The sequence below is a fragment of the Nocardia sp. CA-145437 genome (assembly GCF_050956485.1).
Lineage (GTDB): Bacteria > Actinomycetota > Actinomycetes > Mycobacteriales > Mycobacteriaceae > Nocardia.
Window position 1 is genome coordinate 4738767 of the sequence record NZ_CP191204.1, and the last position, 20927, is coordinate 4759693.

Genomic DNA, 20927 nt, shown 5'->3' on the forward strand with positions numbered 1-20927 from the left:
TCAGCGCAGCAGGCCGCGCAGCCTCAAATCGGCCGCGTACTTGTCGATGAGCGACCGGCCCAGATGCGGGATATCGCCGGTCGGGCCGAGTTTCGCCTGTTGCACCGCGGTCTGGAAGCGCTTGGCCGGGAGCGCCGCGCCGGGGATCGGCGGCGCGGGGTGGCGGTAGGCGTGCAGCAGCGGGAGCAACGAGTAGGTGCGTTGTTTCTCCGGGAGCGCGCGCAGGGCGGTCTCGAAGCGGGTGAACCAGTCGCGGTGCGAGTCGATGCGATCGATGGGATGGCCGGACTCGATGAGCCAGTCGACGAATTCGTCGAGGGAGATGCCGTCGTCGTGCGGGTTGAGCACGTCGTAGCTGTCGAAACCCGCGGTGACGCGGGCGCCGAGAGCGGTGATGGCGGCGGCGGTGAAGTCGGCGGGCAGGCCGTCGTAGTGGGCGCGCTGCCGTTCGCCGCGAGCGTCCAAGGCGTAGAACGACTTCGGGGCCAGGCCGGTGGCGAGCACGCTGAGCAGCAGCCGGGTGAACATGTCGGGCAGGTTCAGCTGACCGGCGAAGGTGGTGTGCGCCAGGATCATGTCGGAGCGGAACACCGCCACCGGCAGCCCGCACAGCTCGTGGGCCTCGCGCAACAGGACCTCACCGGCCCACTTGCTGTTGCCGTAGCCGTTGGCGTAACCGTCGTCGAGGGAACGCACGGGGCTGATCTCGCGGATGTCGCCGTCCTCGGTGAAGACCGCGGGATCGATCTGCGCGGCCACCGCGACCGTGGACAGGTACGTCACCGGCTTGCGGACCGTGGTCAGGGCCAGCCGGATCACCTCGGCGGTGCCCACCACATTGGGGGCGAACAGCTGGTCGTAGGGCAGCACGTGATTGACCAGGGCGGCGGGGTGCACGATCAGATCGACGGTGGCGGCCAGGTCCTGCCACACCTGGTGATCCAGGCCGAAATACGGGTCGGCGAGGTCACCGGCCAGCACGCGCAGGCGGCGCGCGGCGAGCTCCCGGTAGCGCGCGAGCAGCGCCGGATCACCGCTGTCGAACACCTCGTCGAGCCGCGCCCGCGCGGACTCGGCGTCGCGGCCGCGGATCACGCAGATCAGGGTGCCATCCGAATCATCCAGGCGCTCCAGCCATTCCAGGCACAGGAACCGGCCCAGGTAGCCGTTCGCGCCGGTGAGCAGCACCGTGCGCGGCGGCTGCGGGGCGAGCCGCAGATCGGGGGCGGCCGCCAGGGTCGGCGCGTCGAGGAACTTGTCCAGGGTGAGGTCCGCGGCGCGGATCTCGGTGCCGCCGTGCACCGTCGCCGCGGTCGGGCGGATGTCACCGGCGCGCGCGGCCTCGATGTACGCGGCCAGCCCGGTGAAGTCGTTGGCGGGACTGACGATGACGCCCACCGGCACCTCGATGCCGAAGATGTCCCGCAGCAGCGTCGAATACGACAGCGCCGACAGCGAATCGCCGCCCAGCTCGGTGAAGTGCTCATCCGCCGCGGGCTCACCGCCGCCCAGGATCGCGCACGCCGCCTTGCGCACCGTCTCGAGCACCGGCCGATCGGTGGCCGCGACGCGCAACGCGGCCAGGTCGTCCTCCTGCCGCCGGGCCTGGGCCCGGTAGAGCTCCTCGAGCCGGTCGCCGTAGCGTTCTCCCAGCTTGGGCCGCAACAGTTTTCCGATCCCCGACAGCAGCCCGTTGTCCTGGGTGAAGGGCTCGGATTCGAGCAGGAACTCGCGCGGGATCTCGTAGGACTCCAGGTCGGCGTCCTTGGCCAGCTGCCGCAGCGACTCGGCGATGGCGGCGGTCCGTTCGGCGGGCTCGAGCGCGCGGGCCGCGTCGGTGGGCACGATGACGGCCAGCAGATGCGAGCGTTCGCTGGAGCCGTGCACGAAGATCTGGGCGATGAGCGGGCTGGTGGCGTAGACCGCCTCCAGCTTGGCCACCGTCACGAACTCGCCCTGCGACAGCTTGAGCACATTGTTGCGCCGGTCGACGTACACCAGGTGGTCAGGGCTGACCTCGGCGACGATGTCGCCGGTGCGGTAGAAGCCGTCCTCGTCGAACATCTCCGCGGTCAGCTCGGGCCGCTTGAAATAGCCGGGGACCTGCAGGATCGACTTCACCAGGAACTCGCCGCGCGGATACGGCTTGTCGGTGGCGAAGTAGCCGAGTTCGGGCACGTCGGCGAGCTTGTAGTCGAGCACCGGGGGCCGGCGGATCTCGTTGTCGATGAGCAGGCCGCCGCCCGCCTCCGTGGAGCCGTAGCCGTCGATGAGCGGCTGATCGAGCACCGCGTTCATGAACTCCTTCATCTCCGCGGAGATGGGCGCGCTGCCGACCATGACGCGGGCCAGGCGCTCACCCAGGAAGTCCTGCCGCAAGGCGGTTTTCGCGGCGGCCGCGGCCTCCTCGGCGGACGCGCCCGCGGCCAGCCGGCGCTGCGATTCGCTCTGGTAGCGCTGGAACACCATCTCGCACACGCGCGGCACGAAGAACGCCTCGGTGGGCTGGGCCAGCCGGAAATCCTCGAACAGGGTCGACATGTCGCCCGAGGCGGTGCAGTAGGCGGTGCCGCCGCGGGAGAAGGTGCCGTTCACCACCATGCGCCCGGCGACGTGGCTCATCGGCATGTAGCAGAAGTTCAGCACCGGGACCGGGATCTGAGCCGGGCCTTGCCACATTCCGGTCACCAGGCGGTGGGTGTAGATCGCGCCCTTGGGGGTGCCGGTGCTGCCGGAGGTGTAGATGAGCAGCGCGGGCTCGTCGGGGTCGGCCGGCACGTAGGGCGGGACCGGCGGCAGGTCGCGGCCCCGATCGGTCACGGCGGCAAGGGTTTCCAGCGTCAGCGCGGCGCCCGACTCGGCGATGCGGCGTCGCGCGGCGGCATAGGTCTCGGCCTGGTCGTCGTCGCCGGGATCGAAGTCGAAGACCACCAGCGATTCCACCGGGGTGCCGTCGAGGACGCAGTCGAGGGCGGGAATGAGTAGTTCCAGGCTCACCGCCAACGCCCGGGCACCGGTCTCGGTGATGATCGAATGCCATTGCGCGGCCGGGGCATTCGCCTGCAACGGCACACTCACCAGGCCGAGCCGGACGGTCGCCAGCTCGACCGCGGTGAGGTCGCCGCTGACCAGGCCCAGCGAGCACAGAAAATCGCCGGGGCGCAAGGGATTCCGCATGTCCGCGTGCCACGCGGCGGCGAGTGCGCCCGCGCGCGACCACAATTCGCGGTAGGTGATGGCGCGGTACTCGGGCAACAGCCGCCGGGTGCGCCGGCCATCCGGGCCGGCCACGATCTCACCGGCCCGCTCGGCGATGGCCGGACGGTCGGCGTACCCGTCCATGAGGATCGCCACGACCTCGGCCATCGCCAGCCCGGGCCGCTGGGCCGCGGCCGCGATCTCGGGCGAGGGCACCAGCGCGCGGACCTGATCGTCGACCAGCAGCGCCTCGAAGCGCCGGGCGGCCTCGGCGCGGGCGAGCCGATCCGCCAATCGCTGGGTCAGCTCCGCACGCGCGACGTCCTCGACCATCACTGCCTCCCTGGATCTCCCGTGACCGCACGCCCCGAATCCGGTTCGGGCGCCGGGATTTCTCCCAATCGCTTAGCTTCGCTAAGTATTCTTACGATGCGGGCGCGGAGCAGGAAAGTCAAGACTCCGCGGTGCATCCCCGAACAACAGAATGCACCGCGCGTCAGTTGGGGGCTAGCTGTAGCCCAGATCCGCCACGGCGGCATCGATCAGATCCGCGATCGCGCCCGGCTGCGAGGCCAGCGAGGCGTGGCTCGCGGGCAACTCCACAATGCGGCGCGGACCCGTGCGCTCGGCCATGCGCCGCTCGTTGTCCGGGTTGATCATGCGGTCCTCGGTGGACACCTGATACCAGGTCGGCTTGGCCTTCCAGGCCGGGGCGGTGACCGGGTCCCCGAAGGCCGAACCCACCGGAGCTTTCTGGGTGACGGCCATGACCAGGGCCTCGTCCTCGGTCAGGTCCTGACAGAAACTGTCGTGGAATTTGTCCTGCGCGATCCACAGGTAGCCGTCCGAATCCGGCGCGATGGCCGCGACCGCCGCCGGGGGCAGCTGCTCGGTGATCCGACCGGGGCTCTCCCCCGCGTCCGGCGCGAAGGCCGCGACGTAGACCAGGCCCTCGACATTGGGCAGATCACCGGCCTCGGTGATGACCGCCCCACCATACGAATGACCCACCAGCAGGACCGGCCCGGCGATCTGGCGCACCATCTTCTGGGTCCGGGCGGCATCGTCGGCCAGCCCGGTGAGCGGGTTCTCCACCGCGTACAGCGACTCGTAGCCGCGCCGCCGCAATTCCACGATGACCTTGGCCCAGTGCGCCGCACCACCCCAGAATCCGTGTACCAGAACGATCGCAGGTTTGTCCGCCATGGCGTATCTCCTCTCGAAGTACTGATCTCGTGTGCTTCCCGGGTTGCGAGATCTACGCTATTCGGATGATGGAGCAAAGACCATGACGGAAACACCGCAAAACTTTGCCGAATCACCGGATGCCGCCTTGCCGAACCCGGCGGAACTGGCGGGGCTGGACGCCCTGTCGGAGATCCTGGAGACGGTGCGGCTGCGCGGCGAGACCGTCGCCCGGCACACCGCCGACTCCGATGCTCCGGTGCGGGTTCCGGCCGGGAAACGGGTGCTCCACATCGTCGAGCAGGGCGCCGTCGAGATCCGCGTGGACGGCGAATCCGGGCTCACCACAGCGCATTCCGGCGACATGGTGGTGCTGGCCCGCGGCGACGGCCACACCGTGACGCCGCTGACCGCCGACACCCGCTGGGTCACCGGCTCGTTCCTGGTCGACGAACCCCAGGCCGCCCCATTGCTTTCCGTGCTCGCCCCCGCGATCCACATCGATGCCGCCGGCCGCGCCCGCGATTGGCTGCCGTTGAGCCTGAATCTGCTGATGGTCGAGGTCACCGATCCACGTCCGGGCGCGGCCGCCATGATCTCGCGCATCCTCGACCTGCTGTTCATCCACGCGCTGCGCGCCTGGTCCACCGACACCGCCGCCCCCGGATGGCTGACCGCCGCCCTCGACCCGGCACTCGCCCCGGTCCTCACCGCCGTGCACCGGGCACCCGCCGCCCCGTGGACGGTCTCGGATCTGGCGGCGCTGGCGTCCATGTCGCGTACCACCTTCACCGACCGCTTCACCCGCCGGCTGGGCCGCGCGCCCGCCGCCTATCTGGCCGACCGCCGCCTGGCGCGCGCCGCAACCCTGTTGCGCACCACCACGATTCCCATCGCGGCCGTCGCCCACCAGGTCGGCTACGACTCCGAGGCCGCCTTCAGCCGCGCGTTCCGCCGCCGCTACGACACCCCGCCGCTGCGCTACCGCAAGGGCGACACCCCGGCCCGCCCCTGACCTTAGCCTCTGTCCGACGAAACCGGCGACCGGCGCAGGTCCTTGGTGAAATCGGTTGTGGTGGACGGTATTCGCCCGACCGCTTCGGCCTCGACCTGCGGGTCACCACCCCGCGCGGCATCGCGGTCACCCGTATCTGCCATCTCACGCCCGTCGACAGCATCGCCGACTTGCGTACGGCCACTGTCGATCTGGCCCGGGCCTCGCGACCGGAGTGACCGACCGGACCATGCCGCAGCGGCGATCGTCAGTGTGCGGTCTGGGAGGCGGCGGCGGTCTCGTCCAGGTCGGCGAGCGAAAGCAGGTGGCGGGGCGGGGAATCCCGAACAATGCTGGACCGCACGTGCAGATGCCCGGTGACATGGAGCAGTTCGCCGGAGGCGAGGAGCCGCCATCCGGGGTCGTCGTCCATGCGTTCGGTGGCGATGACGACAGCGGGATAGTCGGTCAGCGCGCCACTGCTGGTGCGAATGCCCCGATGACGGTGACTCGCGTGGTCGAGCCGCCGATCGCCCTGTGCGCCACCGGCGGCGCGCTCGAGGACATACAGGTCGTGGGTGTCGGGATAGCGCAGGGCCCACAGCTCGGTCGCGGTGGTGAGAATCAGGTTGAGTGCGTAGAGCGGCAGCCGGTCGGCGATCCAGCCGACCGCGTCGGTGATGCCCGCGGTGACATCGCCGGCATGATGGTCGATCCGGGCCGTGATCAGGGCGAAGAAGCGCTCGGAGTCGGTGTCACCGTGGACCAGTCGGCGATAGTCACCGAGTTCGTGATCCAGCTCGTCGAGCCCCTCCAGCACCCCGTTGTGCGCGAACAGGCGCCCGTGCTGCTCGAACGGGTGGGTATTGCGCGTCTTCAGCCCGCCCGTGGAGGCGAATCGAACATGCGCGACGAAGGTTTCGGATTCGCATGCGCGCGCCTCCTGCGCGAAGAGCCGGTCCGCATAGGCGGCGATCGGCTGCTTCGCCACCAGCGGCGCACCCGCCGCGGTGAAGGTGCCCAGGCCGACGCCGTCAGGTTCGCGGTGACTTTGCTGGGACAGGCTGTCGGGCGCGTTCAGCAACCAGAAGGTGGCGCGCACCCGCTGCGGCGCGGCCGAGAGTCCGAACAGGCGGCACATGACCAACTCCTCTCACGAGAGGCGAAGACGCGCCCGAGCATGCCGCCATGTGCGGGAGCGTCGGTCTCCGGCTCGGCTACTCGCTCTGAATGGACGCCGCGGCGTCGCGGATGACGTCGAGGACGAACTCGGGATTCGACAGCATCGGGACGTGACTGCTGTCGATGTCGTAGGTCTTGGCACCCATGCGCTTGGCCGCGGCGCGTTCCAGTTCGGGATTCACGGTGCGGTCGTTGTTGGCGACGATGTACCAGCTCGGCTTGGTCTTCCAGGCTGTACCCGGTACCTGCTGGTTGAACAGGTCGGCGTCCGGCACGGCCCCGGTGGCGAGGACGAGCCTCTGCTCGGCCTCGGGTAGGTCGCCGCAGAAGTGCGGGACGCCCGAGGGCTTCAGCCAGATGCGCCCGCCGCCGATTTCGATGTGGTCGAACAGTGGGGTGCGGGCGAACTGGTTCTGCTGGTCCTGGGACGTCTCGTTCTCGTCGGGGGCGAGCGCCGCGATGAATACCAGCGCGCGGACGCGGTCGTGCATGCCCGCCTTGGTGACCAGGGTTCCGCCGTAGGAATGGCCGACGAGCACGACCGGGCCGGGTACATGGTCGATCGTGAAGTTGACGCATGCGACGTCGCTCTCGAGCGAATTGAGGCCGTGCTGCGAGGCGAACACCTCGTGCCCCTCCGCCTGCAGCGAGGGAATGAGCTTGCTGAAGCATGATCCGTCGGCCCATAGCCCATGGGCGAACACGATGCTCGGCTTGGTCTGCGATGACATGCGCTGCTCCTTGGACGAAGGCCGGCCTTGGTCAGCCGTGAGCGACCTACCTGGCCGGTACAGACTCGCTTACATTCCGCAACACCATCCTGGGACAGAATAGACCGTCCAATCCCTCACATATTCCGGTGATACCTGGCCTCAGGTCGAGCAGATCACCGGCCGCCCCGCACGAACCTTCGACGAGTTCGACCAGGCCACCGCCTTCGCGTGGAAAGAGGATGTTCAGTGATCGACCACGTCTACATCTCCGTCACCGATATCGAGCAGGCGCTGGCCTTCTATCTCGAGGCTCTCGCCCCGGCGGGCTGGCGTGCTTTCGGCAACTACAACGCGTACTCCGGGCCGGAGAATGTGCCCGACCTCTTCGGCATCGGCGACGCCGACTACCTCTCCGGCGTACAGGTCGGCTCGAGCATTTGGCTGCGACAGCGCGAGTCCGGCGAGACGGGCCTCTACCTCGGAATCGTCTGCGACAGCAACGAAATGGTCGACGCCGCCTATGCCGCGGCCCTCAGGGCGGGCGGAATCGACGAAGGCAAACCGGCGGACCGAACCTACTTCGCGCCCGGTTACTACGCTGCCAATGTGCGCGATATCGACGGAAACCGCATCGAGTTCGTCCACAAAGCTTGGAACAAAGCACGCTAGAAGTGCAGGACGGCGAGCTCGGCTCGGTGTCCCAATCGGGATCGGAAAGGATTCGCCATGACCAGTTCGCCCACCGAGCTCATGCGGCGCAACCTGCTCGATGTCTTCAACGAACCCGACCCCGATCGCCGGGCCGCCGTGATCGCCGAGACCTACACCCGCGATGTGGTGTGGCATGAACCGGACCGGATCAATCAGGGACGCACCGAGTTCGAGCGTAGGGCCGCCGAGATGCTGACGGACAACCCCGACTGGGTCTTCTGGCCCGCGGGCCCGGCGTCCGGGCTCGACGACATCGGTCACCTCGGCTTCCATTACGGGCCGCCCGACCGGCCTCCAATGGTCAGCGGGATGGACATCGCACGGGTCGAAGACGGCCGCATCGCCGAGCTCTACACCATCGTCACCGAGATCCGGCCGCCGCTCTGACGGCTCGGCACGGGGGCCTGAACAGCCGTCAGGAGGCGGAGCCAGTGGGTCCTTGCGCACGGCCGAATTGGTATGCGCCTCTAGCGGCCTGCTCAGCAGCGAGACGGAGATTGATGCGGTCGAGCAGTTCACTGCTTCTCAACGGCTTGGGCAGGTAGTCACATGCACCGGCCGCGAAAGCGTCACCGATGGCGTCGGGATTGCCATCGAGAGACGTCGCGATGATGGGAATCGGCGAACGGTTCCGAAGCTGCCGACACAGATGCGTGCCTGGCAGGTCCGGCAGGATGAGCTCGACCAGCACCAGGTCTGGGTTCCATCGCCGAGCGACGGCGAGAGCACGCTGAACGTTGCTCACGGAAACCACTTCATGGCCGGCATTGGCCAGCACCAGTACCTCGATCTCCGCGGTCGCCGGGTTGCTTTCTACAACAAGGATCCTGCTGGGCTCGGCCGCAGCGATCCGCGGCAACGTGACTTCTGTTTCAGAACAAGGTGATTGACTCACGGTGGGTCCTTCATCGACGGGTCTCCGCCCCTCGGAACCTCGGTGCACGTCGGCATACGAATCCGTGTAACCAACCGCTAGGCACGACGGAAACGCTCGATCACCGCGGCGAGCGTGGGCGCGTCGACGATGAGATCGATGTGCCCGCCCGGGTGCAGGTGCACGGTCGAGTGAGGCAGGAGATGGGCCATGAGAATGCCAGCCACCAGACGAGCGGCAACCGCCACTTCAGTCGCGCTCCACTGGGGTCCACCACGGCTTGACCGACTAACTAAAACCTGTTGTCACGACTTGTTATGGTGGACAAGTGATTCACATCCGGCAGGCATGGCGCTGGTCGCAGTAGCGGCCCGCTGAACCATGTCCACGGGCTGTACGCGGCCCGTGCTTCCCGACCGGAACACCCTGCTCGTGCAGCCCTCCATGAACTTTCAGGAGTTGTACGGTGACCACATTGTCGGATTCCTTCGCCGCCGCCCGCGAGCGTAGTGACGACCTGGCCGCCGAGGTGGCCGCGCAGCCCGGCCGCTTCCGCGTCCTCACCGGTGAACGGCCCACGGGCAGACTGCATCTGGGCCACTACTTCGGCACCATCCGGGAACGGGTGCGCCTGCAGGGGCTGGGCGTGGACCTGTGGGTGATCCTGGCCGACTACCAGGTCATCACCGACCGCGACACCCTCGGCCGGGTGCGCGAGAACGTGGTGAACGCGGTGCTGGACTACGCGGCCGCCGGGATCGACACCAGCCGGGCCACCGTGTTCACCCATTCCGCGGTGCCGGCCCTCCACCAGCTGATGCTGCCGTTCCTGAGTCTGGTCACCGAGGCCGAGTTGCACCGCAATCCGACGGTGAAGACCGAACTCGCCGCGTCGGGACGGGCGCTGAGCGGGTTGATGCTCACCTACCCGGTGCACCAGGCCGCCGACATCCTGTTCTGCAAGGGCGATCTGGTGCCGGTCGGCAAGGATCAGCTGCCGCACCTGGAGCTCACGCGGGTCATCGCGCGGCGCTTCAATGAGCGCTTCGGCCAGGTGTTCCCGGAACCGCGGGCGCTGCTCACCTCCACCCCGGAGATCCCCGGCCTGGACGGGCGCAAGATGAGCAAGAGCTACGGCAACGCCATCTCGCTGTCCATGACCGCCGACGAGACCGCGGCGCTCATCCGGCGCGCCCCCACCGACGCCGACCGCCGCATCACCTTCGATCCCGACGCCCGCCCCGGCGTGTCCGCGCTGCTCACCACCGCGGCCCTGTGCCTGGGCAGCGACGAGGTGACCCTGGCCGACAAGCTCGGCGACGGCGGCGGCTCGGCGCTCAAGAAGCTCGCCACCGACGCCGTCAACGACTTCTTCGCCGCCCACCGCGCCCGCCGCGAGGAACTGGCCGCCGACCCGGATTTCGCGATCGGCCTTGTCCGCGAGGGCAATCGGCGCGCCGGCGAGATCGCCGAACGCACCCTCGACGAGGTGCGCGCGGCGATGGGGACGGTGTACTAGGAGCCGATGTACGCGGCCAGGTGCTCGCCGGTCAGGGTGGACCGCGCGGCCACCAGGTCCGCGGGCGTGCCCTCGAAAACGATGCTGCCACCGTCGTGGCCCGCGCCCGGACCCAGGTCGATGATCCAGTCGGCGTGCGCCATGACGGCCTGGTGATGCTCGATCACGATCACCGTCTTCCCGGAATCGACCAGACGGTCCAGCAATCCGAGCAGGTTCTCCACATCGGCCAGGTGCAGACCGGTGGTCGGCTCGTCGAGGACGTAGACGCCGCCCTTCTCGCCCATGTGGGTGGCCAGCTTGAGGCGCTGCCGCTCACCGCCGGAGAGCGTGGTCAGCGGCTGGCCCAGGCTCACGTAGCCCAGCCCGACCTCGTTGAGGTGTTCCAGGATCTTGTGGGCGGCAGGAATTTTCGCCTCACCCTCGGCGAAGAAGCCCAGGGCCTCGGCGACCGGCATGGCCAGCACCTCGCTGATGTCGCGCCCGCCCAGCTTGTATTCGAGCACGGCCGCCTGGAAGCGCTTGCCCTCGCACTCCTCGCACACGGTGGCGACCCCGGCCATGATGGCCAGGTCGCTGTAGATCACGCCCGCGCCGTTGCAGGTCGGGCACGCGCCCTCCGAATTCGCGCTGAACAGTGCGGGTTTCACGCCGTTGGCCTTGGCGAAAGCCTTGCGGATCGGTTCGAGCAGGCCGGTGTAGGTGGCCGGGTTGCTGCGCCGCGACCCCTTGATCGCGCCCTGATCGACCGACACCACGCCGGCACCGGCCGGGATCGAGCCGTGCACCAGCGAGCTCTTGCCCGAGCCCGCGACACCGGTGATGACCACCAGCACGCCGAGTGGGATATCGACGTCGACCTTCCGCAGGTTGTTGGCGGTCGCGCCGCGAATCTTCAACGCCCCCGCGGACTCGCGCACCGCGTCCTTGAGCGCGGCGCGGTCGTCGAAGTGGCGGCCGGTGATGGTGCCGCTGGCGCGCAGTCCGTCGACGGTGCCCTCGAAGCAGATGGTGCCGCCGCCGGAACCCGCGGCCGGGCCGATGTCGACGACGTGGTCGGCGATGGCGATGGTCTCCGGCTTGTGCTCGACCACCAGCACGGTATTGCCCTTGTCGCGCAGGCGCAGCAGCAGATCGTTCATGCGCTGGATGTCGTGCGGGTGCAGGCCCACGGTCGGCTCGTCGAACACGTAGGTGACGTCGGTGAGCGCGGACCCGAGATGGCGGATCATCTTGACGCGCTGGGCCTCTCCGCCCGACAACGTGCCCGAGGCGCGGTCCAGGCTCAGGTAGCCCAGTCCGATCTCCACCAGCGAGTCCAGCACCTGCCGCAACGCCTCGAGCAGCGGCGCGACGCCCGGATCGCGGAGCCCGCGCACCCAGTCGGCCAGATCGCTGACCTGCATGGCGCACGCGTCGGCGATGCTGATCTTGTCGATCTTCGAGGAGCGGGCCAGCTCGCTGAGCCGGGTGCCGTGGCAGTCGGGGCAGATCTGGAAGGTGACCGCGCGCTCGACGAAGGCCCGGATGTGCGGCTGCAGCGAGTCGATGTCCTTGGACAGCATCGACTTCCGGATCTTGGGGATCAGCCCCTCGTAGGTCAGGTTGATGCCCTCGACCTTGATCTTGGTCGGTTCCTTGTACAGCAGATCCGCGATCTCACGCTTGTTGTACTTCTTGATCGGCTTGTCCGGATCGAAGAATCCGCTGCCCATGAAGATGCGCCCGAACCAGCCGTCCATGCTGTAGCCCGGAATCGTGAACGGCCCCTCCCGCAACGACTTCGAGTCGTCGTAGAGCTGGGTCAGATCGATGTCGTTGACCGAACCGCGGCCCTCACAGCGCGGGCACATACCACCGGTCACCGAGAAGGTGCGCCGCTCCTTGACCTGCTTGCCGCCCTTCTCCACGGTCACCGCGCCCGCGCCGCTGATCGAGGCCACATTGAACGAGAACGCCTGCGGCGAGCCGATATGCGGCTGCCCCAGGCGGCTGAACAGGATGCGCAGCATGGCCATGGCGTCGGTGGCGGTGCCGACGGTGGAGCGCGGATCGCCGCCCATGCGCTGCTGGTCGACGCTGATCGCGGTGGTCAGGCCCTCCAGTACGTCCACGTCCGGGCGGGCCAGGCTCGGCATGAAGCCCTGCACGAACGCGCTGTAGGTCTCGTTGATCAACCGCTGCGACTCCGCGGCGATGGTGTCGAAGACCAGCGAGCTCTTGCCCGAACCGGACACGCCCGTGAACACGGTGAGCCGCCGCTTGGGCAGGTCGACGGAGACGTCCTTGAGGTTGTTCACCCGGGCGCCGACCACCCGGATCAGATCGTGGGCGTCGGCGGCGGGCAGGGCGTTCTTCGTGGACTTGCTCGGGGCCATGCGTGTCTCCATCTGAGGGCGGACCGGTCGGGCGGAAAAGCGGTTAGGGCACCTGCTGGATACGGACCATATTGCCCGCGGGGTCGCGCACGGCGAAGTCGCGCACGCCGTAGGGCTGGTCGGTCGGCTCCTGGACGATCTCGACCGCGTCGTTCGCTTGCAACCGCTCGAAGGCCGCATCCACGTCCTTGGACGCCAGCAGGACGCTGCCGTAGGTGCCCTTGGCCATCATCTCGACGATGAGCTTGCGCTCGTCCTCGGTGATGCCCGGATCGACGGCCGGCGGGTGCAGCACGATCGAGGTTCCGGGCTGGTCGGGCGGGCCCACCGTGAGCCAGCGCAGGCCGTTGTAGCCGACATCCTTGCGCAGCTCGAAGCCGAGCGCGTCGCGGTAGAACGCGAGCGCCGCGTCCGCGTCATTGTGCGGGAGGAAGCTCGAGAGAATGGTGATGTCCATGTCGATCAGGCTAGTTGCGAGCCGCTCGCCTGGGCTTCTCGATTCCTGATCGGTCGAGTCACCTGTTTCTCCACGCACGACGGCATGCCTTCGGGCGCGTCGGCCATCTGCTGCTTGTACACGCTCGGCGGCACACCGACCAGTTCGGTGAACCGGGTGCTGAACGTGCCCAACGACGAACAGCCCACCGCGAAACAGATTTCGGTGACGCTCAGATCCCCGCGCCGCAACAGCGCCATGGCCCGCTCGATGCGCCGCGTCATCAGATACGCGTACACCGACTCGCCGTAGGCCGCCCGGAACTGCCGGCTCAGGTGCCCGGCCGAGATGTGCGCGTCCCGCGCCAGCGCCTCCACGTCCAACGGCCGCGCGTACTCGCGATCGATCCGGTCCCGCACCCGCCGCAGGCGCGCCAGGTCCCGTAGGCGCTGTTCCTCGTCGGGTTTGCTCGTCACCCCTCGATGGTCGCACGCTGGGCCGACAGCCCCGTGACGACGTGCCCGGCGGATTGGGGACTACCGCCTGGACGATTTGTCAGGTAACAGTTTTGCCTTGACACAAGACATAGCGTGCGGGGAACCCGGGACATCCGGGACCCGGCACCGATCTACATGCGGCCGTGCACGGCCCGAGAACTGGGATCAGCTCTTCGATGAAGCTCTCTGCACTACGTAACCGGACCGCCCTGCGCACCGCCGCGGTCGCCCTCTCCGCAGTCCTGTCCGTGGCCCTCGCGGCCGGCATCGGATCGGCCGACCAGGACAAGGCCTCCTCGGTCTCCTCGGTGACCAAGGAGGGCCGCACCTGGCATCTGAAGGTCTACTCGGCGGCCATGGGCAGGGACATCACCGTCGACGTGCAGCGTCCGGTCGACGAATCCCAGCCCGCCCCCAACCTGTACCTGCTCAACGGCCTCGACGCCGGCGAGGGCACCGCCAGCTGGTCCGCGCAGACCAACGCGCTGGGCTTCCTGTCCGACAAGCAGGTCAATGTCATCCAGCCGATCGGCGGCCGCGGCAGCTACTACGCCGACTGGATCCAGACCGACCCGCAGCTGGGCGTCAACAAGTGGACGACGTTCTTCACCCAGGAACTGCCGCCGCTGCTGGACGCCACCCTCGGCTCCACCGGCCTGAACTCGCTGGCGGGCCTGTCCACCTCCGGCACCTCGGTGCTGCAGCTGGCCGAGGCCAAGCCGGGCCTGTTCAAGTCCGTGGCCGCCTACAGCGGATGCGCGCAGATCGCCGACCCGATGGGCCGCCAGTTCGTGAAGCTGGCCGTCGAGACCTGGGCGGGCGGGAACACCGCCAATATGTACGGCCCGGCCGACAGCCCGCTGTGGGCCGCCAACGACCCGGTCATCAATGCCGAGAAGCTGCGCGGCACCCAGCTCTACGTCTCCAGCGGCAGCGGCATCCCGCTCATGCGCGACGTCGAGTTCTACACCAAGTCCGCCCCGGGCGTGCAGGGTGACGTGAACCTGGCGCTGGGCATGATCATCGAGGGCGCGGTCAACGCCTGCACCCACAACCTGCAGAGCAAGCTCGACTCGCTGCAGATCCCGGGCACCTTCCGCTACGACCCGGTCGGCACCCACTACTGGCCGTACTGGGAAGAGGCCCTGCACGACTCGTGGCCGATGCTGGCCTCGGGCATGGGCATCTGACCCACGTTCGCACGCGAAACGCCGCACACCATCGATCGGTGTGCGGCGTTCGGCGTTTCGGGGGCCGTCCGGACCACGTTCCCGCGCGCGGACTACATCGCCGCGGCGCCCGGGACGCTCATCGGCGTGCGGACGATGCGGCCGCCCAGCCGCTCGTTGACCGAGAACCCGTGGTGGCGGCACCATTTCGCCAGCACCGGCACGGCGGAGTCGTCGTCGCGGAAGGTCGGGACCAGCTGGCCGACGATGCACAGGTGATGGGCATCCGCGGCCCGGCACAGGTGCTGCAAGATCGCGGTGCCCAGGCCGGAGCCGCGCAACTCCGGGTTCACCGTGATGTTGTCGAGCTTGATGGTGTCGGCGTAGATGTCGAAGACCACCTCGGCGAGCTTGTCGTCGCGACGCAGCGACTCGATGTCGGACGGCACCGGCCGCAGGACGCCGGGCAGATGATCGGAAAGCCGTTGCCGCGCGGCCTCATCGGGGGCGGAGCGGGTGATGGCGAGCAGATCCTCGGTGAGGTCGGCGACCACGGCGCGATCGCCCACCGCGGCCATCGGGCGAGCCTCACCGGTCGCGCGGGCCAGCGCCTCCAGGCGGCGCGTCCAGTGCGGGTGCTCGGCGCTGTAGCGTTCGGTCAGTTCGGCGAGGGTGTCCTCGAGGCACAGCGGAGCGCCGAGACTGCGCACGAATCCGCCCGACAGCACACCCCAGCGGTGATCGTCCGCGCCGACGCCGTGTACGGCCAGATCCCGTTTCAGTGCGTCACGGCGCGCGGTGGCCCGCGCGATCGGCGAACCGGGCAGCTTGCCCAGCCACTTCTGCCAGCCGTTCAAGTTCGCGCGAATCCGGGTGCCGGCGATGTCGGCACTCGCGTCGAGGTAGTTGCACAGCGCTTGCTGACGACGCTCCAGCAACTCGTCCACCGGCCGACGCGCGAGGTCGGCGGGCGGCGTCTGACCCTCACTCATAATGACCCACGCTAGCGTCCAGTTATCTCGGCGCAGGTCACCGGCACGCGTTAAATCACCTACCAGCGGTAGCGGACCACCCTATCTTCCGGGAGCCCGCCCGATCCAGGGCCGGCACCACCCGTCAACCGGGATTGCCCGGAGGTATCCAGATCGGTGACGCGATCCACCAGATCACGTTCGTAGGCCAGCGCCTGATGGCGCGTCCAGCCGGCCGAATGCCGCAGCGCCGCACGGGCTTCGCGGCGGCGATGGTAGGTGAGCAGCGGGGCCAGCGCAGCCTCCGACCCGATGGCGCGCGCCGCCGGGCGGGCGATGAGCTCGCGAAACCAGCGCCGCTCGCTCGCCAGCACCCACGCGTACGCGAGGGCGAAGATGACCAGATCGATCAGGATCGGCAGATAGGTCGAGACCAAGGGCGGGCCCGGCGGGCGCGGGGCGTCGAACAGCACGTGCATGGTGAACGCCAGCCCGTAGAACAGGGCGAATACCCCGAACCGCCACAGCCACGACCGGTCCGTACGGACCAGCGCCACCACGATCCCGACCCCGGCCAGCGCCGACATGGCCCAGTGCGAGGTGAGCGCGGTGACCAGCCGCAGCACCGCCACCAGCAGCACATCCGCCACCGGCGTCTGCGGCGACGACAGCGCGGTCTGCGTGCTGTAGAGGCAGTCCTCCGCGATCTGCGCGCCCAGCCCGACCGCCGCGCCCAGCAGCAGCCCGTGCATGGGCCGGGTCAGCCGCGACCGGAACAGCAACGCCACCACGGCGATGCCGATCGCCTTGATGTACTCCTCGTCGATCGGCGCGGTGATCGCGGCACTCCAGCTGATCGCGAACCGGTCCCCGAACAGATTCGTGACCGCCCGGCTCAGATGATCATTGGCCCACATGGCCAGCCCGGTCCACACCGTCGCACCCCAGATCGCGCCCATCACCAAGGGGGCAATCAGCTGCCGCCGCGCCCGGAAAGGGTCCAGCGCGAACAGGATCCGCCCGATCACCAGCAGGGTGAGCACCGTGATCGGCAATGCCGCCAGCGACGCCGCCCCCGCGAACCACACCTGCCCCGCCGCCTGGATCAGGAACAGCAACGGCCCGACCACGACCGCCAGACAGTAGACCCAGAACAACGCCGAACGCGGCTGGAACCAACTCATGCGGCACCCCGTTCCCGCCGAGCGAACTCGCCAACCGGCTCGCCCACCCGCCCCGCACGGTGACCGCTGTGCGCGGAACGCTCGCGGGCGCTGCCGTTTCCGGCCTGCGACGGGCCGCACGCCATCTTGTCATCCATCCCGCCACGCAGCTCGCGGCTCACGCCTCCACCGCCTTGCTCGAGCCGAGTACCTCGGCGATCAGCTGCAGACTCGCTTCTCGCGTGGGGCCGGTGGCCAGCAGGGTGACCCCCACATCGCCGCTCGTGGCCACCGCGCACACGCCGCCCGGTTTGTCGGGCAATTCGCAGGTGAGGCCGTGGAATTCGCCTTCGTCGACGACTCCCCCGTCGAAGCGCGCGGCGACGCCCGCCGCGCGCAGGGGCAGGAGCATGCGGGGTGCGGCCGTGGCGAAATCGGTGATGCCGTCGGTCACCGACACCGACAGCCGCCGCTCGCCGTCCTCGGATTTCAGGATCACGACCGATGCGTCGCCGGTCGCCTGCCGCCGCATCGGCTCGGGCACCCGGAAGAAGACGGCGTTGGCGGGATCGTCGCCGCCGTGCACCGCGCCGATGCCGGAGGCGGTCAGCGTGATGCCGGTCCCCTCGGCCAGGTCGGTCACGCGGGCCGGGACGGCGTCCGACAGCAGGGGCGGCACCACCAGCGCCACCGCGAGCGCCCCCACCGCCGCCAGCGCGGGGCCGACCGAATGCACAAGGCGCGCCATGTCTTCCACCCTCTCGGCTCCCTGAGGCAACGTCCGGGGACGGTGGATGCGTTCCGGACGCCCGGCTCGAGGCCCGGGCAGTCGCCGTCCGGGCGCTTGCCGCGAGTTAACCACATCGGGCGGCCGGAGCGTGTCCGCAGCGCCGGAAGAACATCGGGGCCGGATACGGAACGAGGATGCCGTCCGCGGCTCCGGCCCGCGTGCGGCATCCTCGATGGCTCATCCGGCGAAATCCGCTGTCCCCCTACAGCGAATCCGCGTCCTCACAGCAGGTCGGCGAGACCCTTCAGCGGTCCGGGCAGGCCCGCCGCGTGCTTCTTGAGGCCCGCGACCACCGGGTTCGGGGTCTCGGCGCGCAGCCGGTCCAGCTCGGTCTGCATGGTCGAGACCGTGCGGGTGTAGTAGTCGTCGACCAGAGCGGTGTCGTCCGGGTCGCCGGGCTCGGTGGACCAGTCCAGGGCGGGCAGGAAACTCACCGTCACCGAGGCCGGCAGCGGCAGCTGCGGCAGGATCGGGGCGATCCCGAAGGGCAGGCCCAGGGTGTACGGAAACACCTTGGCGCGCACCAGCTTGTCGAGCTGCAGCAGCTTGGCGGTGCGCTCGCCGCGGCTGAGCACGAAGATCGAGTCGTGGCCGCCGTTGGCGACCGCGGGAATCACCGGAACCCCCGATTCCAGCGCGAGCCGGATGAAGCCCTTGCGATCGGCGAAGTCGATCTTGCCGCGATCGGTCCACGGGCGGCACGCCTCCCAGTCGCCGCCGGGGTAGACCATGACCGCGCCGCCGTCCTTGAGCCCCTTGGCGGCGGATTCCTTCGAGGCCGCGATGACACCGAACTGGCGCAGGCTGTCACCGAGAACCGGTGCGCGCAGCAGGATGTCGTGGGCGACGCCGTAGCTGGGCTCGTCGGGGCGGTGCTCCAGCATGGCCATGAAGGTGATCCACACCTCCGGGGCCCAGTAGATGGACGAGTGGTTGCCGATCACCAGCGCCGGGCCGGAAGTCGGCAGATTCTCCACACCGACCACGGTGGGAGTGAAGTAGTCGGTGTAGGCCCGCGCGAGCGGCAGCAGCGGGTGGTTCGGGTCGGGGATTACCTTGTTCTCGGTCATCAGCCATTCCTGTCGATTGCTTTGCCGGGGACGGGCAGCACGCAACGACATCGCACGACGCATTTGAAACAACGTCGAGCCGAATTGAATTGCCCCCGGGTCAGATCCCCATTGATTAGCTCCGACGGCCGCGCATGCGCGGTCCGGTTCAGCGTACGGACGTCGCTGCGTTGCGACAGATGCCCGTCACCGTCCTCCTGCACCATCGACGTTATCAACCCAAGCGTTTGCTTGTTAGGAAGTGTGCGAAACCCAACATTCATCTCACTGCCCCGGTTCCGCACACCGCACTCGCCTTAAGATGGCTCACCCGAGATGCCATGCGTAGATGCGCATATCGGCGTAGACATATCTCAGGAGGCAGTCCGACGACGGGACAGCGCACTCGCCGCGAGGTGGCCCGCCAGGGCCAGACCCGCGCACCACGCCAGCGCGGTCGGCGCGGAATCCCCCACCGGAGAACCCATCAGCAGACCACGCACGGTCTCGGTGACAGAGGTGACCGGTTGGTGCGCCGCGAAGCCGCGCAGCCAGCTCGGCAGGGTCCGGGTCGGCACGAACGCGCTGCTCACGTAGGGCAGGAACATGAAGAAGAACATGAAACCGTTGGCCGCCTCGGGATTCGAGGCCAGCAGCCCCAGCGCGGCCGCGATCCAGGACAGCGCCACCACGAAGCAGGCCAGCACGCCCGCCACGGCCAGCCAGCGCAGCGGGTCCGCGGTCGGCCGGAAGCCGAGCGCCACGGCCACCAGCACCACCAGCGAACTGGTGAGCAGATTGCGCAGCACGCTCTCCAGCACATGCCCGGTCAGCACCGAGTTGCGGGAGACGGCCATCGCGCGGAACCGGTCCACGATGCCGGTGTGGGTATCGGTGGCCACCGCCACCGCGGTCGCACCCGAGCCGAATCCCGCGCACAGCAGAATGATTCCGGGCACGACGTAGTCGATATAGGAGCCGCCGACATTCATCGCGCCGCCGAATACGTACACGAACATCAGCAGAATGCTGACCGGCACGGCGATGGTCATGATCATGGTGTCCGGACTGCGCAGGGTGTGGCGCAGATTGCGGCCGACCATGGTCACGGAGTCCTGGGCGGAGTGCACGAGAGTACGCATTACGCAGCGCCTTTCACGGTATTGCCGGTGAGGGCGAAGAAGACGTCGTCGAGATCGGGGGTGTGAATGGACAAGTGGTCGATGGCCACGGCGTGATCGTCGAAATGATCGAGCAACGTGCGGATATCGCCGACACTGCCGTCCGAGGGCACCCGCAATGCCAGCTCCTCGCCGTCGATCTCGGCCACCGGCAGCGCTCGCGCGGCCGCCGCCAGCCCGTGCTCGTCGGCGAAGCCGAGCCGTAGGTGCCCGCCGGGCACCAGGCGCTTCAACTCCTCGGCGCGCCCCTCGGCCACGATGCGGCCGCCGTCGAGCACCGCGATGCGGTCGGCCAACTGGTCGGCCTCCTCCAGGTACTGGGTGGTGAGGAAGATGGTGACGCCGTCGGCCACCAGGCCGCGGATCACCCGCCACAGTTCGCGGCGGCTGCGCGGGTCCAGTCCGGTGGTGGGCTCGTCGAGGAAGACGATGCGGGGCTGCCCCATCAGGCTCATGGCGATGTCGAGGCGGCGGCGCATACCGCCGGAGTAGGAGCCCGCGCGCTTCCCGGCGGCCTCGGTGAGCTCGAACTGTTCCAGCAATCGCGCTGCGCGCCGGGCGGTCTCGTGCGATCCGAGGTGCAGCAGCCGGCCCATGAGGCGCAGGTTCTCCGAGCCGGTGAGGATCTCGTCGACCGCCGCGAACTGCCCGGTGACGCCGATGGCCGCGCGCACGGCGCCGGCCTCGCGCACGGGGTCGTGGCCGCCGACCCGCAGCTCTCCCCCATCGGCGCGTTCGAGGGTGGTGAGGACGCGGACCATGGTGGTCTTGCCCGCACCGTTGGGGCCGAGCAGGGAGAACACCGTCCCGGCGGGCACGGTGACGTCGATGCCGCGCAGTACCGGCCGGCCACCGAAGGCTTTGACGAGACCACTCACCTCGATGGCGGGCCCCGTTCCGGATGTGGTCATGAGAGC

Annotated in this window: 20 protein-coding genes; 5 read left to right on the plus strand and 15 right to left on the minus strand. The window is 68.7% G+C overall.

All coding sequences use genetic code 11. The annotated features are described in order from the left end of the window. Complete coding sequence (gene car / locus ACQPYY_RS22095; RefSeq protein WP_433590838.1) at positions 1–3531, minus strand: carboxylic acid reductase; 3531 nt, start codon at positions 3529–3531, stop codon at positions 1–3. A 174-nt stretch (positions 3532–3705) separates the two neighbouring features. Then, the gene (locus tag ACQPYY_RS22100) at positions 3706–4404 is read right to left on the minus strand and encodes an alpha/beta hydrolase (RefSeq protein ID WP_433590839.1); all 699 of its coding nucleotides are present in this window, start codon (positions 4402–4404) and stop codon (positions 3706–3708) included. 82 nt (positions 4405–4486) lie between these two features. Between ACQPYY_RS22100 and ACQPYY_RS22105 the strand changes: the two genes are divergently transcribed. After that, complete coding sequence (locus ACQPYY_RS22105) at positions 4487–5398, plus strand: cupin domain-containing protein (protein WP_433590840.1); 912 nt, start codon at positions 4487–4489, stop codon at positions 5396–5398. 247 nt (positions 5399–5645) lie between these two features. Here the strand turns inward: ACQPYY_RS22105 and ACQPYY_RS22110 are convergent, their stop codons facing one another. Further along, the gene (locus ACQPYY_RS22110; protein WP_433590841.1) at positions 5646–6518 is read right to left on the minus strand and encodes a class II glutamine amidotransferase; all 873 of its coding nucleotides are present in this window, start codon (positions 6516–6518) and stop codon (positions 5646–5648) included. Positions 6519–6594: 76 nt separating this feature from the next. Next, the gene (locus tag ACQPYY_RS22115) at positions 6595–7290 is read right to left on the minus strand and encodes an alpha/beta hydrolase (RefSeq protein ID WP_433590842.1); all 696 of its coding nucleotides are present in this window, start codon (positions 7288–7290) and stop codon (positions 6595–6597) included. 228 nt (positions 7291–7518) lie between these two features. Between ACQPYY_RS22115 and ACQPYY_RS22120 the strand changes: the two genes are divergently transcribed. Together ACQPYY_RS22120 and ACQPYY_RS22125 are read left to right on the plus strand one after the other, a co-directional pair. Further along, the gene (locus ACQPYY_RS22120) at positions 7519–7941 is read left to right on the plus strand and encodes a VOC family protein (RefSeq protein WP_433590843.1); all 423 of its coding nucleotides are present in this window, start codon (positions 7519–7521) and stop codon (positions 7939–7941) included. Between the two features lie 57 nt (positions 7942–7998). Then, positions 7999–8370, plus strand: a complete 372-nt coding sequence (locus ACQPYY_RS22125; RefSeq protein ID WP_433590844.1) for a nuclear transport factor 2 family protein — start codon at positions 7999–8001, stop codon at positions 8368–8370. Positions 8371–8398: 28 nt separating this feature from the next. On the opposite strand, the gene ACQPYY_RS22130 is transcribed toward ACQPYY_RS22125, so the two are convergent. Both ACQPYY_RS22130 and ACQPYY_RS22135 read right to left on the minus strand, forming a co-directional pair. Beyond that, positions 8399–8878, minus strand: a complete 480-nt coding sequence (locus ACQPYY_RS22130) for a response regulator transcription factor (RefSeq protein WP_379104857.1) — start codon at positions 8876–8878, stop codon at positions 8399–8401. 77 nt (positions 8879–8955) lie between these two features. Next, positions 8956–9084 (minus strand): hypothetical protein, encoded by a 129-nt coding sequence (locus tag ACQPYY_RS22135; protein WP_433590845.1) that lies wholly within the window; start codon positions 9082–9084, stop codon positions 8956–8958. Between the two features lie 239 nt (positions 9085–9323). On the opposite strand from ACQPYY_RS22135, the gene trpS reads away from it, so the two are divergent. Then, complete coding sequence (gene trpS / locus ACQPYY_RS22140) at positions 9324–10376, plus strand: tryptophan--tRNA ligase (RefSeq protein WP_433590846.1); 1053 nt, start codon at positions 9324–9326, stop codon at positions 10374–10376. Here the strand turns inward: trpS and ACQPYY_RS22145 are convergent. From ACQPYY_RS22145 to ACQPYY_RS22155, 3 genes are read right to left on the minus strand one after another with little or no spacing between them, the layout of a single operon-like run. Then, entirely contained in the window at positions 10373–12754 is a 2382-nt protein-coding gene (locus ACQPYY_RS22145; RefSeq protein WP_433590847.1) for an ATP-binding cassette domain-containing protein, read from the minus strand. The two genes, trpS and ACQPYY_RS22145, sit on opposite strands and share 4 nt — an antisense overlap. A 43-nt stretch (positions 12755–12797) precedes the next feature. Continuing rightward, positions 12798–13211, minus strand: coding sequence for a VOC family protein (locus ACQPYY_RS22150; protein WP_357287094.1), 414 nt, complete (start codon positions 13209–13211; stop codon positions 12798–12800). 5 nt (positions 13212–13216) lie between these two features. Further along, positions 13217–13666, minus strand: a complete 450-nt coding sequence (locus ACQPYY_RS22155; RefSeq protein WP_357287092.1) for a helix-turn-helix transcriptional regulator — start codon at positions 13664–13666, stop codon at positions 13217–13219. Between the two features lie 197 nt (positions 13667–13863). Between ACQPYY_RS22155 and ACQPYY_RS22160 the strand changes: the two genes are divergently transcribed. Further along, positions 13864–14877, plus strand: a complete 1014-nt coding sequence (locus ACQPYY_RS22160) for an alpha/beta hydrolase (RefSeq protein ID WP_433590848.1) — start codon at positions 13864–13866, stop codon at positions 14875–14877. Between the two features lie 92 nt (positions 14878–14969). On the opposite strand, the gene ACQPYY_RS22165 is transcribed toward ACQPYY_RS22160, so the two are convergent. The 6 genes from ACQPYY_RS22165 to ACQPYY_RS22190 form a co-directional block, all read right to left on the minus strand. After that, positions 14970–15848, minus strand: coding sequence for a GNAT family N-acetyltransferase (locus tag ACQPYY_RS22165; RefSeq protein ID WP_379104878.1), 879 nt, complete (start codon positions 15846–15848; stop codon positions 14970–14972). A 59-nt stretch (positions 15849–15907) separates the two neighbouring features. Beyond that, positions 15908–17011 carry a PrsW family glutamic-type intramembrane protease gene (locus tag ACQPYY_RS22170; RefSeq protein WP_433590849.1) on the minus strand — a complete coding sequence of 368 codons (1104 nt, stop codon included), beginning with the start codon at positions 17009–17011 and terminating at the stop codon, positions 15908–15910. 157 nt (positions 17012–17168) lie between these two features. After that, positions 17169–17738, minus strand: a complete 570-nt coding sequence (locus ACQPYY_RS22175) for a hypothetical protein (protein WP_433590850.1) — start codon at positions 17736–17738, stop codon at positions 17169–17171. Between the two features lie 263 nt (positions 17739–18001). Then, positions 18002–18850, minus strand: a complete 849-nt coding sequence (locus ACQPYY_RS22180; protein WP_379104885.1) for a lysophospholipid acyltransferase family protein — start codon at positions 18848–18850, stop codon at positions 18002–18004. Positions 18851–19203: 353 nt separating this feature from the next. After that, positions 19204–19971 (minus strand): ABC transporter permease, encoded by a 768-nt coding sequence (locus ACQPYY_RS22185; protein WP_433590851.1) that lies wholly within the window; start codon positions 19969–19971, stop codon positions 19204–19206. Continuing rightward, complete coding sequence (locus tag ACQPYY_RS22190; RefSeq protein WP_433590852.1) at positions 19971–20921, minus strand: ATP-binding cassette domain-containing protein; 951 nt, start codon at positions 20919–20921, stop codon at positions 19971–19973. Before ACQPYY_RS22190 ends, ACQPYY_RS22185 begins: the two co-directional genes overlap by 1 nt. Positions 20922–20927: the final 6 nt, after the last annotated feature.